The organism is Corallococcus sp. RDP092CA (genome assembly GCF_041903675.1).
In the GTDB taxonomy this organism is placed as follows: Bacteria; Myxococcota; Myxococcia; order Myxococcales; family Myxococcaceae; genus Corallococcus.
Genome location: NZ_JAYESI010000003.1, coordinates 393589 through 409997 on the forward strand (window position 1 = coordinate 393589; position 16409 = coordinate 409997).

General features: G+C 70.5%; 13 protein-coding genes and 1 tRNA gene. 8 read left to right on the forward strand and 6 right to left on the reverse strand.

Going from position 1 to position 16409, the window contains the following annotated elements:
• Nucleotides 1-56: 56 nt before the first annotated feature.
• Nucleotides 57-1592: an OmpA family protein gene (locus tag U8525_RS05920; RefSeq protein WP_374262194.1), complete on the forward strand. Its 1536-nt coding sequence runs from the start codon at nt 57-59 to the stop codon at nt 1590-1592.
• Nucleotides 1593-1660: 68 nt separating this feature from the next.
• Entirely contained in the window at nt 1661-2596 is a 936-nt protein-coding gene (locus tag U8525_RS05925) for an ADP-ribosylglycohydrolase family protein (RefSeq protein WP_374262197.1), read from the forward strand.
• A gap of 77 nt (nt 2597-2673) precedes the next feature.
• Here U8525_RS05925 and U8525_RS05930 read toward each other — a convergent pair whose 3' ends face one another.
• Nucleotides 2674-3096, reverse strand: a complete 423-nt coding sequence (locus U8525_RS05930; protein ID WP_374262200.1) for a hypothetical protein — start codon at nt 3094-3096, stop codon at nt 2674-2676.
• The gene (gene metF, locus U8525_RS05935) at nt 3093-3965 is read right to left on the reverse strand and encodes a methylenetetrahydrofolate reductase [NAD(P)H] (RefSeq protein WP_374262203.1); all 873 of its coding nucleotides are present in this window, start codon (nt 3963-3965) and stop codon (nt 3093-3095) included. Before metF ends, U8525_RS05930 begins: the two co-directional genes overlap by 4 nt.
• Before the next feature lie 99 nt (nt 3966-4064).
• On the opposite strand from metF, the gene gcvT reads away from it, so the two are divergent.
• The 3 genes from gcvT (at nt 4065) to gcvP (ending at nt 8595) form a co-directional block, all read left to right on the forward strand.
• Nucleotides 4065-5150, forward strand: a complete 1086-nt coding sequence (gcvT, locus tag U8525_RS05940; RefSeq protein ID WP_374262206.1) for a glycine cleavage system aminomethyltransferase GcvT — start codon at nt 4065-4067, stop codon at nt 5148-5150.
• Between the two features lie 39 nt (nt 5151-5189).
• Nucleotides 5190-5573, forward strand: coding sequence for a glycine cleavage system protein GcvH (gene gcvH / locus U8525_RS05945; protein ID WP_374262209.1), 384 nt, complete (start codon nt 5190-5192; stop codon nt 5571-5573).
• A gap of 118 nt (nt 5574-5691) precedes the next feature.
• Nucleotides 5692-8595 (forward strand): aminomethyl-transferring glycine dehydrogenase, encoded by a 2904-nt coding sequence (gcvP, locus tag U8525_RS05950; protein WP_374262212.1) that lies wholly within the window; start codon nt 5692-5694, stop codon nt 8593-8595.
• A gap of 79 nt (nt 8596-8674) precedes the next feature.
• Here gcvP and U8525_RS05955 read toward each other — a convergent pair whose 3' ends face one another.
• From U8525_RS05955 to U8525_RS05965, 3 genes are all read right to left on the reverse strand, one after another.
• On the reverse strand, nt 8675-9574 hold the full coding sequence (locus tag U8525_RS05955) for a cation diffusion facilitator family transporter (protein ID WP_374262216.1): 900 nt from the start codon (nt 9572-9574) through the stop codon (nt 8675-8677).
• Nucleotides 9575-9625: 51 nt separating this feature from the next.
• On the reverse strand, nt 9626-10810 hold the full coding sequence (locus U8525_RS05960; protein WP_374262313.1) for an energy transducer TonB: 1185 nt from the start codon (nt 10808-10810) through the stop codon (nt 9626-9628).
• A gap of 179 nt (nt 10811-10989) precedes the next feature.
• On the reverse strand, nt 10990-12864 hold the full coding sequence (locus U8525_RS05965) for a SpoIID/LytB domain-containing protein (protein WP_374262219.1): 1875 nt from the start codon (nt 12862-12864) through the stop codon (nt 10990-10992).
• Here U8525_RS05965 and U8525_RS05970 point away from each other — a divergent pair.
• The gene (locus U8525_RS05970; RefSeq protein ID WP_374262222.1) at nt 12863-14524 is read left to right on the forward strand and encodes a right-handed parallel beta-helix repeat-containing protein; all 1662 of its coding nucleotides are present in this window, start codon (nt 12863-12865) and stop codon (nt 14522-14524) included. The genes U8525_RS05965 and U8525_RS05970 overlap by 2 nt on opposite strands.
• Before the next feature lie 75 nt (nt 14525-14599).
• Here the strand turns inward: U8525_RS05970 and U8525_RS05975 are convergent.
• A tRNA-Cys gene (locus U8525_RS05975) sits at nt 14600-14671 on the reverse strand.
• Between the two features lie 133 nt (nt 14672-14804).
• On the opposite strand from U8525_RS05975, the gene U8525_RS05980 reads away from it, so the two are divergent.
• Both U8525_RS05980 and U8525_RS05985 read left to right on the forward strand, forming a co-directional pair.
• Entirely contained in the window at nt 14805-15956 is a 1152-nt protein-coding gene (locus U8525_RS05980; RefSeq protein WP_374262225.1) for an acyl-CoA dehydrogenase family protein, read from the forward strand.
• Nucleotides 15957-16058: 102 nt separating this feature from the next.
• The gene (locus U8525_RS05985) at nt 16059-16409 is read left to right on the forward strand and encodes a rhodanese-like domain-containing protein (protein WP_374262228.1); all 351 of its coding nucleotides are present in this window, start codon (nt 16059-16061) and stop codon (nt 16407-16409) included.

The window sequence follows — 16409 nt, forward strand, 5'->3', positions numbered from 1 at the left end:
CCATTCTCCTTCGCCCCTGACGGGACCTGACGGAAGATGCGCGCATGGGTCCGGCCTTGCACCGATGCGCAGTGCGCGGAGCCGCGCTGGGGCTGCTGCTGCTCGCGACCCCCACGCGTGCCCAGGCCGCGACGCCCTTGCCCACGTTCTCCCTGGAGCGCCTGGACCCGAATCCGGGGCTGGGGCCCCTGGCGCTCGGAAACGGTGAGCTGCTCGCTCCTGGGGAGCTGCGCATCTCCCTGATGGCGCACTATCAGCACTCCGCGCTGCGGATCCCGAACGGACTGCTGGAGCCCTCGCTGGTCCTGTCCCGGACCACCGGACTGGTATCGCTGGCTGTCGGCGTGCTGCCCTGGCTGGAGCTTCAGGCCCAGCTTCCAGGCGTCATCCATCAGCGCGGCGCGGACCTGAGCACCTCGCTGTCCATTGCCTCGCCGTCGCGCAGCGGGCTGGGGGCGCTGAGGATCGCGGCCCGGCTGGGCCTGCTCGGGACCTCCGCTCCCGAGGCCTTCAAGCTCGCGGTCGACCTGGACATGAGGCTCCCCGTTGGCGGCTCTGGCGCGCTCGCTCGTGACCGGGGTGTCCGCGGCCAGGGGCGGATCATGATGGGAAAGCGCTGGGGGGCCGTGGCTCCGGCGCTGGAGCTGGGCGTGCTCCTGCGTCGCGCGGTGACCGACTCCAGCGTCGACCGCGTCAACGGCGTGGGCAACGAGCTTCGCGCCGGTGCGGGCCTGACGGTGGGCCATGCCTTCCGCGCGGAGGCATCCGTGCTCGGGGCCTACTCCTGGCGACAGCAGCGCGTCAGCGGCGAGCTCCTGGGCGGCCTGCGCTATGCCGCCGTCCGGCCATGGGAGTTCTTCGCCATGGCCGGAGCGGGCCTGGGCTCGGAGCCGGGGTCGCCGCGCTTCCGGGTGCTCGCGGGGCTGGCCCTGCTCTTCGACAAGCCGCCGCCTCCGCCCCCGGAAGACATCGTCTACGAGCTCGTCCAGGGGCTGCCGCGCGCCCCCGTCGAACCTCAGCTCGAACCCGAACCCACACCTTCCGAGCCCCCCAGGCCCGAGCCGTCCACGGAGCAGGCCTGGAGCGAGACCGACACGGATGGGGACGGCGTCGTGGACGCGCTGGATGCGTGCGTTCATGCACAGGGAACCCGTGAGCACGGCGGTTGCCCCGAGGCCGACGACTCGCTCGTGACCCTGACCCGCGAGCGACTCGTCCTCCATGGCCAGGTCTTCTTCGAGGTCGGCGCGACGACGCTGCCGGGCCGCTCGCGAGTCCTGGATCAGGTGGCGCGGGTGCTGCTGGAGCATCCGGAGGTGGCGCGCGTCGTCATCGAAGGGCACACGGACGCGGAGGGCTCGCCTGCCTCCAATCAGCGCCTGTCCCTGGCCCGAGCCGAGGCGGTGCGTGACTACCTCGTGCGTCAGGGAGTCCCCGCCGAGCGGCTGGAGGCGCGAGGACTCGGTGCACGCCGGCCCGCGGGCTCCAATGGAACGCAGGCCGGCCGTGGCGAGAACCGCCGCGCGGAGCTGCTGTTGATTCTGGGCGAGCCCACCTCGGCCCGGTCCATCCCCGCGCCACCACCTCCCTGAGCCCCTGCTTTCAAAGCAATAGTGTTCATTGTACACTATGATGGGCTCAAGGACCTGAGAGGAGGGGCGTGATGAACCGTGAGGAGCGCATTGCGGGAGGGTTGTATGGGTTGCTCATCGGCGATGCGTTGGGCGTCCCCTATGAGTTCCACCGGCCAGAGACGATTCCGCCTCCCGAGGCCATCGAATACGACCCACCGTCAGGGTTCGACCGCGCGCATGACCGCGTCCCTCCAGGCACGTGGTCGGACGACGGCGCGCATGCGCTGTGCCTGCTGGATTCATTGACGTATCAGAAACGGCTCGACTGCGAGGACCTGGGCCGGCGGCTGGTGAACTGGCAGGACTGGGGCTACCTCGCCGTGGATGGCGACGTCTTCGACGTGGGCATCCAGACCAGCACCGCCCTGCGCAGGCTGCGCGACGGCACGCCCGCGATGCTCGCCGGGCCCAATGGCACCCTGGACAACGGCAATGGCTCACTGATGCGGGTGCTGCCATTGGCCCTGTGGCACCAGGGCAAGGACGCGGCGCTCGTCTCGGATGCCATGGCACAGTCGTGTGTGACGCATGGCCATGTGCGCGCCCAGGTCTGCTGCGCGCTGTACTGTCTTTGGGCGCGTCGCGTCCTGGAGGGCGCGTCGGACCCGTGGGCCGAAGCCGTCTCCACCTTCCGCGACCTGTACGTCGAAGGCTCCCCGCAGCGGGAGGAGCTGGAGGCCCACATCCGTCCGGACGACCCCGCGCCGGGCAGGGGCGGCGGTTACGTCGTGGACTGCCTGCGCTCCGCTCGGGCCTGCGTGGCGAACGGGAAGACCTATGAAGAGGTCGTCAAAGCCGCCATCCGGCTGGGCCACGACACGGACACCACGGCCGCGGTCGCGGGCGGCATCGCGGGGCTCATCCATGGCTTGAAGGGCATCCCGCACCGCTGGCGCTCACAGCTGCGGGGCCAGGGGCTCGTGGAGCCACTCCTGGAGCGCCTCATGACGTCCCTGGGCTGAAACCCAGCCCAGCAGCGGCACGCCCACGTTGCGCGGGCACGTGAGCACGAGGCGCACCGTGCGGACGGCGCGCGGGTTCAGGGCGCGAAGGCCTCGCGCACGCCCTCACGGCGCAGCGTGAAGAGCATCCACACCGCCACGGGCACGCCGATGAAACAGCCCGGCGTCAGCGTATACATCGCGCAGATGGCGCCCACCGTCGCCAGGCCGTAGCCCTTGAGGTTCATCGCGTTCAACGCGCCCCAGATGGCGAGCAGCCCGCAGAGGATTCCGCCCACGATGGCCAGCGAGAAGCCCGTCGTGAACTCCAGCACCACCGGCGCCTGTCCCGGCGTCGAGAAGGGCGACGCCACCTTCAGCGCCGCCAGCGTCGCGCCCAGCAGGCTGAAGGCGACGTGCAGCACGCCCACGATGAGCAGGAAGAACGCGGGGAAGCGCACGATCTGGAAGATCTTGAAGCGCGGGTCGCTCGGCGCCAGCTGAGGGCCCGGGCCGCTCATGACCGCCCCTTCAGCGCGCCTACGATCATCCGCGTCGCGGGGGACTTGTTCAGCGTGTAGAAGTGGATGCCCGGCACGCCGCGCGCCAGCAGCTCCATGCACTGCACCGTGGCGTGCGCCACGCCCAGCTGCACCACCGCGTCCGGCTGATCCTTCACGCGCTCCATCTGCAACGCCAGACGCATGGGCACTGTCGCGCCGCACATGCGCGTGAAGCGCTGGACCTGCTCGTAGTTGGTGATGGGCATGATGCCGGGAACGATGGGGACATTGATGCCCACCCGCCGCGCCCGCTCCACGAAGTCGAAATAGAAGGCGTTGTCGAAGAAGAGCTGCGTCACCACGAAGTCCATCCCCGCATCCACCTTGGCCTTCAGGTGCTTGAGGTCGTCCTCGCGCGACGCCGTCTCCACGTGGCCTTCCGGATAGCACGCACCCCCGATGCAGAAGTTGAAATCCTCTTCTCGGACGAATCGGACCAGCTCCTCCGCGTAGCGGAACCCCCCGGGCACCGGCTCGAACGCCGCCTGCCCCTGCGGTGGGTCCCCGCGCAAGAGGAGCACGTTCTCGATGCCCGCCGCTTCGAGCTGGCGCAGCATGTCACGCAGCTCATCGCGGGTATGACCCACGCAGGTCAGGTGCGCCATCGCCTCGATGCCGGTGTGCTGCTTGATGTGGGTGACGAGCTCCACCGTCCGGTCGCGCGTGCTCCCGCCCGCTCCGTACGTCACCGACACGAACCCCGGCTCCAGCGGCGCGAGCTCCTCCACCGTGCGCAGGAGCGAGGCCACGCCCGCGTCCGTCTTGGGAGGAAAAAACTCGAAGGAGAAGCTCGGCTTGGAGGGGTTGAGGCAGTTGCGAATCTTCATGTCGGGAGGAGTCTAGTCCCTTCCGCGTCGGCCTTGATCGGAGAAGGTGCGCCGCTATAGTCCGCGCCGTTTCGCCACCCCCTGCCCATGGAGAAGTCAATGACCCGGCGTACGCCCCTCAACGAGGCCCACCGCAAGTTGGGAGCCCGCATGGTTGACTTCGTCGGCTGGGACATGCCGGTGCAGTACTCGTCCGTCATCGGCGAGCACGAGGCCGTGCGCAACGCCGTCGGCCTCTTCGACGTCTCCCACATGGGCGAGATTGAATTCAGCGGCCCCGGCGCGCTGGAGACCGTGAACCGGCTCATCTCCAACGACCTCGCCCGGATCCAGGACGGCCAGGCCGTCTACGCGGGCCTGCTCAACGACGTGGGCGGCTTCGTGGACGACGTCGTCGCCTACCGCTTCAGCCCCGAGCGCATCCTCATCTGCGTCAACTCCAGCAACCGCGAGAAGGACTTCACCTGGATGAAGGCGCGCGCGGAGGGCGTCGCGCCGGTGGACCGGAGCGACGAGTACGCGCAGATCGCCATCCAGGGCCCCAAGGCCCTGGGGCTGGTGCAGCGCCTGACGCAGGCGGACCTGTCCAAGGTGGGCACCTACCGCTTCACTGAAGGGGAGGTGGCCGGCGTGAAGGCCATCATCTCCCGCACGGGCTACACCGGCGAGGACGGCTTCGAGCTGTACTGCGCCGCCGGCGACGCCGTGAAGCTCTGGGACGCGCTCCTGGAGGCCGGGCAGCCGGACGGCGTGAAGCCCTGCGGCCTGGGCGCGCGCGACTCGCTGCGCACGGAGATGAAGTACGCGCTGTACGGCAACGACATCGACGACTCGCACACCGCGCTGGAGGCGGGCCTGGGGTGGATCGTCAAGCTGGACAAGGCGGGCGGCTTCATCGGCAAGGACGCGCTCGTCGCGCAGAAGGCCAAGGGCGTGGAGCGCAAGCTCGTGGGCTTCGAGCTCACCGGCGCCGGCATCCCGCGCCACGGCTACCCCATCCTCAAGGACGGCGCCCGCGTGGGCGAGGTCACCAGCGGCACCATGGGCCCCACGGTGCGGAAGCCCATCGGCATGGGCTACGTGCCGGCGAGCCTCGCAGCCGAGGGCTCCACGTTCGACGTCGAGATCCGCGGCCGCGCCGTGCCCGCCGTCGTCGTGAAGACCCCCTTCCTCAAGAAGTCCTGATCCCTTCCTTCCACACCCGTTGTGAGGAGCTGAACTCCCATGGCCAACATCCCGCAGGACCTGAAGTACACCCAGGAGCACGAGTGGGCCCGCGTCTCCGGCAAGAACGTGGTGGTGGGCATCACCGAGCACGCCTCGACCACGCTGGGCGACGTCGTCTACGTGGAGCTGCCCAAGCTGGGCGCCCAGGTGACGGCCGGTGCCTCGTTCGGCACCGTCGAGTCCGTCAAGGCCGTGTCGGAGCTGTTCGCGCCCGTCTCCGGCAAGGTGGTGAAGGTGAACGACAGCCTCGCGGAGGCGCCCGAGACCATCAACGCGGAGCCGTACGGCAAGGGCTGGCTCGTGGAGATCGAGCTCTCGGACGCCGAGCAGCTGGGCAAGCTGCTGGACGCCGACGCCTACGCGAAGCTCATCAAGGAGTAGTTCGAGCCGTTCCGCGCGCAAGAAGTCGCGCGTCCCGGTTGTTAGAGACGCTCCATGGAGCGCCGAGCACGCTCGGACGCCGAACTTCCTACCGCACCTCACGCGAGCCCTTTCGACCATGTCCCTCAACTGGAAGTACCAGGAGTCCTTCGCCGGCCGGCACATCGGCCCGGAGACCCCTGACGTGAAGCAGATGCTGTCCACGCTGGGCGTCACCTCGCTCGATGGCTTCATCGAGAGCGCCGTGCCCCCCGCCATCCGCTCCCAGGAGCCCCTGCGGCTGCCCGCGGGGAAGGGGGAGAGCGAGGTGCTGGCGCAGCTGGAGGCCATCGCCGCGAAGAACCAGGTGTTCCGGTCCTTCATCGGCATGGGCTACCACGACACCCACGTCCCCAACGTCATCCTGCGCAACATCTTCCAGAACCCGGGCTGGTACACCCAGTACACGCCCTACCAGGCGGAGATCTCCCAGGGCCGGCTGGAGGCGCTGCTCAACTTCCAGACGATGGTGACCGACCTCACCGGCATGGAGGTGGCCAACGCCTCCATGCTCGACGAGGGCACCGCCGCGGCCGAGGCCATGGCGCTCGCGCTGCACGCCAAGGGCGACAGCACGGGGGGGGCGTTCTTCGTCTCCGAGGGCTGCCACCCGCAGACGGTGGAGGTGGTGCGCACGCGCGCCATCCCGCTGGGCGTGGAGGTCGTCGTGGGCGACTACCGCGCGGTGGACCTGTCCCAGAAGAAGTTCGTCGGCGCGCTGGTGCAGTACCCGGCCACCGACGGCGTGGTGCACGACTACCGCGCCTTTGGCGAGAAGGTGCACGCGGCGGGCGGCCTGCTCGTCGTCGCGGCGGACCTGCTGGCCCTCACGCTGCTGACGGCGCCGGGCGAGTTCGGCGCGGACGTGGTGGTGGGCAGCGCGCAGCGCTTCGGCGTGCCGCTGGGCTACGGCGGCCCGCACGCCGCCTTCTTCGCCACGAAGCACGCGTACACCCGCGTGATGCCGGGCCGCCTCATCGGCGTGTCCGAGGACGCGCAGGGCCGGACCGCGCTGCGCATGGCGCTGCAGACGCGCGAGCAGCACATCCGCCGTGAGAAGGCCACGAGCAACATCTGCACCGCGCAGGTGCTGCTGGCCGTGATGGCCGGCATGTACGCCGTCTACCACGGGCCGGAGGGGCTCAAGGCCATCGCGGAGCGCGTGCACGGGCTCACGGTGGTGCTGGCGCGGGGCCTCGCGAAGCTGGGCTTCAAGCCGAAGCACGAGCAGTTCTTCGACACGCTGCGCGTGGAGCTGACGCCCGCGCAGGTGCGGGGCGTGCTGTCCGCCGCGGAGGCCGCGCGGATGAACTTCCGCCGCATCGACGAGAAGACGCTCGGCCTGTCGCTGGACGAGACGACGCGCGCCCGGGACGTGGAGGACATCCTCGCGGCCTTCATCCAGGGCGCGAACAAGTCCGCCGCCCCGGTGAACCTGGACGAGGTCGCCGAAGGCCTGGAGAGCCCGCTGCCCCCCGAGCTGCGCCGCGCGAGCGCGTACCTCACGCACCCGGTCTTCAACCGCTACCACTCCGAGACGGAGATGCTGCGGTACGTGCGCCGGCTGGAGGCGAAGGACCTGTCCCTCACGCACTCCATGATCCCGCTGGGCAGCTGCACCATGAAGCTCAACGCCACCGCGGAGATGATCCCGGTGACGTGGCCCCAGTTCAGCAAGCTGCACCCGTTCGCGCCCACCTCGCAGGCGGCCGGCTACAAGGTCGTCTTCGAGCAGTTGGAGCACGCGCTGGCGCAGGTGACGGGCTTCGCCGGGTGCTCGCTCCAGCCCAACGCGGGCAGCCAGGGTGAGTACGCGGGCCTGCTCGTGATCCGCGCCTACCACCAGGCGCGCGGGCAGGGGCACCGCGACGTGTGCCTCATCCCGTCCTCCGCGCACGGCACCAACCCGGCCTCGGCGGTGATGGCCGGCTACCGGGTCGTCGTCACCAGGTGCGACGAGAACGGCAACATCGACCTGAGCGACCTGCGCGCCAAGGCGGACGAGCACAAGGACCGGCTCGCCGCGCTGATGGTGACGTACCCGTCCACGCACGGCGTGTTCGAGGAGGAGATCCGGGAGATCTGCTCCACCATCCACGAGCGCGGCGGCCAGGTGTACATGGACGGCGCCAACCTCAACGCGCAGGTGGGGCTCACCGCGCCGGGCCTCGTTGGCGCGGACGTCTGCCACATCAACCTGCACAAGACGTTCTGCATCCCGCACGGCGGTGGCGGCCCGGGCATGGGCCCCATCTGCGTGGCGTCCCACCTGGTGAAGTTCCTCCCCGGACACCCGGTGATCCAGACGGGCGGGGCGGAGGCCATCGGCGCCATCTCCGCGGCGCCGTGGGGCAGCGCCAGCATCCTGCTCATCTCCTGGATGTACATCCAGATGATGGGCGGCGAGGGCCTGACGCAGGCCACGAAGATGGCCATCCTCAACGCCAACTACGTCGCGGAGCGGCTCCAGCCGCACTACCCGGTGCTCTACCGGGGCAAGCGCGGCCGGGTGGCCCACGAGTGCATCGTGGACCTGCGCCCGCTGAAGAAGACCGCGGGCGCCGAGGTGGAGGACGTGGCCAAGCGCCTCATGGACTACGGCTTCCACGCCCCCACCGTGTCGTTCCCGGTGGCGGGCACGCTGATGATCGAGCCCACGGAGTCCGAGTCCAAGGCGGAGCTGGACCGCTTCTGCGACGCGATGATCGCCATCCGCCAGGAGATCCGCGACGTGGAGGAGGGCCGCGTGCCCAAGGACAACAACGTCCTGAAGAACGCGCCGCACACCGCGCGCACGCTCACCGCGGTGGAGTGGAACCGCCCGTACAGCCGCGAGCAGGCCGTGTTCCCCACGCCGTGGGTGCGCGACAACAAGTTCTGGCCGTCCGTCGGGCGCCTGAACAACGTGCTCGGCGACCGCAAGCTGGTGTGCTCGTGCCCTCCCATCGAGGACTACGACACGCCCGCGCAGAAGGTCGCGTGACGTTCGAAGCCCGCTGACCGGGCACCGGGGCCGTCTTCCAGCGCATCGGAAGGCGGCCCTCGTGCTTTCGCGCGCGCTTCTAGCGGGCCCTCGCGGGCTCCACGTGGACCACCACGTCCACCACCTGCGGGTAGGCGCCGTGCAGCGTCGCCTCCACCTTGTCCGCGACCTCGTGGGCCTGCGCGGTGGTGAGCTGCGGATCGACCTCGATCTTCAGGTCCACGTAGACGCTCTCCTCCATGCCCCGGCTGCGCACGTCGCGGCACGAGCGCACGCCCGCCACCGACAGCGTGTGCTGGGACACCTGCGCCGGATCCAGGCGCGCGGTGTCGGAGAGGATGCCCACCGCCTGCCGGACGATGCCGTAGGCCACCCGCGCCACGAAGACCATCACGGCCAGGGCCACCAGGCCGTCCGCGCGCGGGAAGCCCAGGGCCACCAGGCCAATGGAGATGAGCACCGCGATGCTCACGAACACGTCCGACAGCGTGTGCTGCGCGTCCGCCAGCAGGAGGGAGCTCTTGTACTTCTCCCCGTAGTGCCGCTCCACCCGGGTGACGACCAGGTTGATGGCGAGCGTGAAGACCATCACCCCCGCCATCGTCACCGACACGGTGGGGTGCTTGTCGTGCAGGAGCGAGTCGAGCGCCATGCGCCCCAGCTCCAGCATACCCACGCCGATCATCGCGCCGATGCCCAGCGACGCGAGCGCCTCGAACTTGCCGTGGCCGTAGGGGTGGTCCGCGTCCGCCGGCTGTGACGCGACGCCCATGGCGACGAGGCCCAGCACGTTGGAGCTGCCGTCGATGAACGAGTGCAGCCCGTCCGCCGTCACCGACGCGGACTGGGCCATCAGGCCGAAGACGAGCTTGGCCGCCGCCACCACCCAGTTGGCCACGAGGATGGCCAGGAGGACGAAGCGGACCTTCCGGTTGCGCTCCTGGAGCGCGGCGCCGCGGTCGACGAGAATGGCTTCCACGGCGGGGCAGGGTAGTGCCCCGGCGCCTCCACCGCGAGGCCTCCGTGGGTCCTACTGTCGGAACAGCCGCATCCGGGGGCCGCCGCCCATCTCCAGGAAGAAGCCGAACTGGAAGCGCACCGTCGCGTCCTGCCCCAGCAGGCCGGACGGCGGGTTGGGGAAGGGCTGCGCGCGCTTGAAGGAGGCCACGGCCTCCATGTCCAGGAAGTCCAGGCCGCTGCTCTTCTCCACCTGGATGTCCTTCACCGCGCCGCGCTCGTCCAGGGTGATGGACAGCAGCGTCTGCCGGTCGCGCCCGGCGTAGATGTTCCCCGTCGGGTCGCGCATGCGCAGCTGCTCGTTGGGGTTCCAGTGCATGCCCACGCTCTGCTTCACGCGGTTGAAGAAGCTGGCGTACTTCCACTCGCGCGTGTTGAGGAAGGTGCCGTCGCCCTCCTCCTGGTCCCGGAGCATGTCGTTGGGCGCCGCGCCCACCACCTTGTCCATGGCCGCCTGTGACGGCATCAGCGTGGCCAGGCCCGGAGACCCCACATGGCCGGCGGAGCCCTCCTGGTCGCTGTCCTCGCCCTGGCCGGGCTGGATGCGCAGGCGCTTCGCGTTGCCCTCGGTGGCGTCGCTCTCCGACTGGTTCTTCACCGCCATGCCCGGGCCGCGCTCGCGCGGATCCGTCTTCATGGCGATCTCCTGCTTGCGGCGCGTCTCCGGCATCTCGAAGACGGGCTTCTGCCCGCCCTGGGACTGGGCCCGGTCGTCCGCGCCCTGGCCGTTGTTGCCCGACACGCGCGGGGGCTGCACCTGCTCCTGCGCCGCGCCCTCCTGCTTCTGGGGCGCGGTCCGCTGGGGCATGGCGTTGCGGTAGAAGGCCGTCTGGTCGCGCGCGCGCGTCTCCTTCTCCACCGTGTTGTTGTGCTCGGCCAGGTACTTCGCGTCCGGGGACTGCTGATCATTCCCCGGCGCCACGTCCACCACCTGGCCCTGGGGCTTCGTCTCGTCCGGCTTCTTCTCTTCCTTGGGCTCGCGCTTCTCCGTGGGGCGGGGCTTCGTCTGCTGCTGCGCCACCTGCCCCCGGTTCTTCGCCCACTGCTCGGACGTGAGCGGACGCACCGCCACGGACGTGGGCCGCGCCGGGCGCTTCTCCTGGGGGAGGCTCCCCTGCACGACGGACATCAGGAGCACGAAGCCCACGAAGGCCGCCTGGGCCAGGAGCGCCAGGACGACCGCCACCAGGTAGCGCAAGGGCCCGCGCTGCTTCCGCGCGCGCCGCTGACGCCAGTCTGTCGAGGAACCCGTGCCCACGGCCTGATGATAAACCTCCGGACCGCTTCTACAGTCCCGAACGTGCGGCCCGTAACAGCCGGGACATGGAAGAGATTCGCGAGCGCCTTCGTGGGTGCTCCAGAAATGTCCGGTTCATCTCAGTAGATGGGGGCCACCTCCGCTCCGTTGAAGTAGAAGCGCAGGATCTCCGGATAGCTCTGTCCCGCCTCGGCCCGGCCGATGGCGCCTGTCTGACACATGCCCACGCCGTGGCCCCAGCCGCCGCCCCGGAACAGCCAACCGCTGAGCCGGCCCTCGGCGTCCCGCTCGGCCTCCACGGTGGCCATGCTGCTGTTGAGCATCCCGAAGAGCCGCCGGATGTTCAGCTCCCCGCGCACCTGGGTGGCCCCCCGGGTCCCGGTCACGGTGAGCAGCCGGGCGCGGCCGGACACCCCGCGCTCGGACAGGGCCAGGCCCTGGACGGAGCCCACGCCCAGCTTCTCCGTGAGCGCGTCCACCTGGCCCTGGGTGAAGCGCTTCTCCCACCGGAACTTCGACGGCTGCGCGAAGCTGGACCGCTTGCACGCGGCCGGCACGTCCGACGTCGCCAGCCACGCCTTGAGGTTCGACGGGCCGGGCACGTCCGGCGCGGGCTCCAGGAGGTCCGGCCGGCCGCGCAGGCTGGGGTCGGGCGGGCCGCCCCACACCACGTCGTTGTCCTCGGTGTGGCCGCCGCACACGGCGCTGTAGACGGAGTCCACCAGCCGGCCGTCCCGGCTGAAGAGCGCCTGCCCCCGGGTGGCCTCCACCGCGGCGGTGGTGCTGGCCGCCTCGCCGGTGCGACCCCGGTACACCGCGCAGTGCTGCTCCGAGCACAGCAGGTACGGATCCGCCAGGTGCTTGATGCCCACCTTGGCCAGCACCTCGCCGCGCGCGGTGACGGCCTGGGCCTTGAGGGCCTCCGGGTGGGCGCGCGCGAAGATCTCGGACGGCACCAGCCCCTTGAGCAGGTCCTCCAGGCCCACCACGTTCACCACCGCGAGCTTGCCGCCGCGGTCCACCGCGAACTGGAGCGCGCCCCGGAAGCTGCGGTCCTCGAAGGCGTGGAAGTCGTAGCCCACGCCGTACTCCACCTGCCGCACGTCGAAGCCGCTGCCGTCCGGCGTCTCCGCGTCCAGCCGGTCCTGCGCCAGGCCCACCACGGCGTCGTTCTCGTCCTTCAGCTCCAGGATGGCGCTGGAGGGCTTGCGGACCTCCTCGAAGAGGGTGGTGCGCAGGCCGTAGCGCTCGAGCAGCTCCGCCTGCTTCTTCGCCGCGGCCGAGGGCGTCAGCGCCTCGTCCCCCAGCAGCAGGTAGCGCCGGTTGTCGATGACCTTCCCCGCGATGCCGTACACGGAGCCCAGCGTGTGCGTGCGCACCGCGAGCCCGCGCGCGCGCCAGGCCTCCTGCGCCTCCGCGAGCCCCGCCTTGTCCGCGAAGCGGAACTCGCCCAGCTGTAGCCGCGCGCTCCACTGGGCCGGCTCGCCCTGCGTCACCCGCACCGTCCAGCGCGAGCCCGCGGGCGCGTCCAGCACCTTGTCGCCCGGTCCGCCGAAGCGCAGCCGCATCCGGCCGCGGGGCGAGAACGTCACCGCGTCCCGCCCCTCCATCAGCTTGATGGGGAGGCGCGGCTCGCCGTTGCGGAAGTCCAGGCGCTTCAGGTCCTGCGGCCCGGGCAGGCCCGACGTGAGCGGATCCTCCAGGCCACGGGGGGCGGGAACGCTCACGCGCACGCCCGCGTCGGCGGCGGTGAGGGCGGGGACGGAGACCTCCGGCTCGCCCAGCCCCCGGGTACCCGGCGTGGGAGAGGGCGCCGGCGTGGCGCAGGAGGCGAGCAGCAGGGCGGTCAGGAGCAGGACGGCGTTGGACACGGCGGCGGCACCGTAGCCGCCATGGGGCCGACCGTCACGGTTCTCCCTCCCCCTGCAGCGCGCCTCCCTCTGGATGACCGGCAGTGAATAGAACCCCCGACGCCGTGCGTTGCCCCTGCTCATGCGAATTCTTGGAGGCAACGGATTGAAGACGCGACACACCCTGGTGGCCTCCCTGGCCGCCTGCACCCTGGCGCTCGGGCTGACCGCTTGTGGCGCTGGCGGAGGGACCGGCGGCTCCTCGAACGCCGGGGGGGGGACGCCCGCGGCGGGCACCTCGGGCAAGGTCGAAAAGACGCCGACGGCTCCGGGCAAGGCGCCGCCCATCGGCGTGCAGCCCGTCGAGGACACGCCCGCCGCGCAGATGCCGGCGCACTCGGACCACGCGCCCATCGCGGAGCCCGGCCCCCAGCCCGCCGTCAGCGCCCAGGCCATGGCGGAGGCCCCCGCCAGCGCGCCCGCCCATGACTGGGTGGTGTCGCCCAACGGCGACGACGGCGCCCAGGGCACGGAAGCCGCGCCGCTGCGCACCATCGCCATGGCGGTGAGCAAGGCCGGCCCCGGCGACCGCGTCCGCGTCCTCGCGGGCACCTACGCCGAGCGCGTGGTGCTGGGCGACAACACCCGGGCCGGCACAGCCGACGCGAAGATCACCCTCCAGGGCGAGGGCCGTCCCAGGCTCACCCCGGGCAGCGGCTCCGGCGCCGCGGTGCAGGTGCGCCGCCCGAACTGGGTCATCGACGGGTTCGACATCGACGTGGCTGGACAGCCCATCTTCGGCGTGACCTTCGAGGGCGACGTGCAGGGCACGGTGCTGGCCAACTCGGAGCTGCACAACGGCACCGGCGGCGCGGGCGTCACCCTGTTCAACAACGCCAAGGGCCCCACCATCGAGAACAACAACATCCACGACTTCGTGCGGACCACCGGCAACAAGGACTCGCACGGCATCGTGATGCAGCCCGCGTCCTACGATTTGACGGTGCGCAACAACGACATCCACGACGTGTCCGGTGACTCCGTGCAGTGCCTGGGCCCGGAGGGCTTCAGCGACCTGCCGCCCGCCACGGGCCTGCTGGTGGAGAACAACCACCTGTTCGGCAACCGGGAGAACGCCGTGGACATCAAGACGTGCCACGACGTCATCATCCGCAACAACCGGATGCACCGCTTCCAGCAGTCGGACACGGCCAAGGGCGAGGCGCTCGTCATCCACTACTCCGCCAACAACGTGCTGGTGGAGGACAACGAGCTGTATGACGCGTCCAAGGGCATCTCCGTGGGCGGCAACCACGAGGGCCCCGTGCCCCAGTCCGTCGTCGTGCGCCGCAACCGCGTGCACGACATCACCGACGCCGGCGGCGGTGAAGGCACCGGCATCCGCCTGGAGAACTCCAAGGGCACCGTGGTGGTGAACAACACCATCACCCGCGCCAAGGCCGGCATCATCCTCGGCCACGGCACGGGAGGCCCCACGGAGACGCTGCGCGTGGAGAACAACATCGTGGACGCGCCCGTCAGCGTGGACGTGGGCGGCCAGGCCCCTGGCCTCCACATGAGCAACAACCTCTACCCGGCCGGTGCGCAGTTCAAGCACAACGACCAGCCCCAGGCGCTGGACGCCTTCAAGGCCGCCACGGGGGACACCACCTCCAACGGCGGTGACGTGACGGTGTCGGACACCTTCGCCCCGTCCCCGGCCGCCCAGGACAAGGGCCTGGACGAGGGCCAGCCCTACTGCGGCGCGGCCCCGGACATCGGCGCGGTGGAGCTGGGCTGCTAGGCCCGTTCGGGGAGACGCCCCCCGGAAAAGCAGAAGGCCCGATGCGGAGGTCTCCGCATCGGGCCTTTGTCTGTGAGGCGCCACCCGGATTCGAACCGGGGAATGAAGGTTTTGCAGACCTTTGCCTTACCACTTGGCTATGGCGCCGCAGCGATTGGGGCCGGGTTTATACGCAGCCCCGTAGGAGCCGGTCAAGGAAGCAACACCATCCGGCCGCGCTTCTCGTCCCGCTACCATGCGGCGCGAGGGCGTCAGGCCCTGGCGAGCGAGGGAGCACACGATGCTGCACGGCCATGGCGTGTACCAAGAGGAGCACGAAGCCTTCCGTCGGACCGTCCGGGCGGTGGTGGACAAGGAGCTGCGCCCGTTCGCGGCGGACTGGGAGGCCCGGGAGGAGTTCCCGCGGGAGCTCTTCACCCGCTTCGGCGAGCTGGGCTTCCTGGGGCTGAAGTACCCGGAGGCCTACGGCGGCACGGCGGCCGGGGAGCTGTACGAGGCGGTGCTCCTGGAGGAGCTGGGGCGCTGCGGCTCCGGCGGCGTGGCCGCGGGGCTGGGCGGGCAGTTCACCATCGCCACCGGTCCGCTGAACCTGTTCGGCACGGACGCCCAGAAGCGGCGCTGGCTGGCCCCCGCCATCCGGGGGGAGAAGATTGGCGCCCTGGGCATCACCGAACCGGACGCCGGCTCGGATGTGGCCGGGCTGCGCACCACCGCCCGCCGCGACGGCGACCACTACGTCGTCAACGGCTCCAAGACGTACATCACCAACGGGGTGCGGGCGGACTTCGTGGTGCTGGCGGTGAAGACCGACCCCTCGCGGGGCCACAAGGGCCTGTCCATGCTGGTGGTGGAGCGGGGCACGCCGGGCTTCAGCGTGGGGCGCAAGCTCCAGAAGGTGGGCTGGCGCGCGTCCGACACGGCCGAGCTCTTCTTCGAGGACTGCCGCGTGCCCGCGGAGAACCTGCTGGGCGTGGAGGGGCAGGGCTTCTCGCAGATCATGGGCAACTTCCAGTGGGAGCGCCTGTCGCTCGCCCTGGGCGCGGTGGGCGCCATGGACGACATGCTGGACACGGCGCTCGAGCACGTGAAGCAGCGCCGCGCCTTCGGCCGGGCGCTGGCGGGCTTCCAGGTGGTGCGCCACAAGCTGGCGGACCTCTACACGGCCCGAGAGTGCGCGCGGCAGCTCACCTACCACGCGCTGCGCCTGCACGTGGCCGGCGAGTACGCCGTCGCGCAGACCTCCATGGCCAAGAAGGTCGCCACGGAGACGTGCTGCCGCGTGGCCGACGAGTGCCTCCAGCTCCACGGCGGCGCGGGCTACATGATGGAGTACGACATCCAGCGTCACTGGCGCGACGCGCGGCTGGGACCCATCGGCGGCGGCACCAGCGAGGTGATGAACGAAATCATCGCCAAGCAGCTGGGGCTCTGACGCCCCGCGGCCTCCGGGAAGCAGGCGGGCAGCCGGGCGGGAAGAGCGGGAAAAGCGCCCCGGTTCATGTTCGATGGAGCATGTCGGCTCGGGGAGGTCCCGGTGGAGCCCAGCATCATTTGCGATGAGTTGTTCATGCGTCTGGGGGACGAGGACGTGCTCGTCCTGGATTGCCGCGACGCGATGGACTGGGAGCGGTTCGAGATCCACATCCCCGGCGCGCTGCGCATGACGGCGTCGGAGATCGCCCGGGACATGGCGATGCTGCCGGACGACGAGCTCATCGTCCTGTGCGGTACCACCCAGGACTGCGCGGACATCCGCCGCATCTGCCGCGTGCTGCGCCTGAGGGGGCGCAACGCGGTATGCCTCGCCGGCGGGCTCCACGCCTGGGTGACGGGGGGCTACCCCACGGAGCGCCACACGCGGGCCCCCTCCCACGCCCACCGTTGA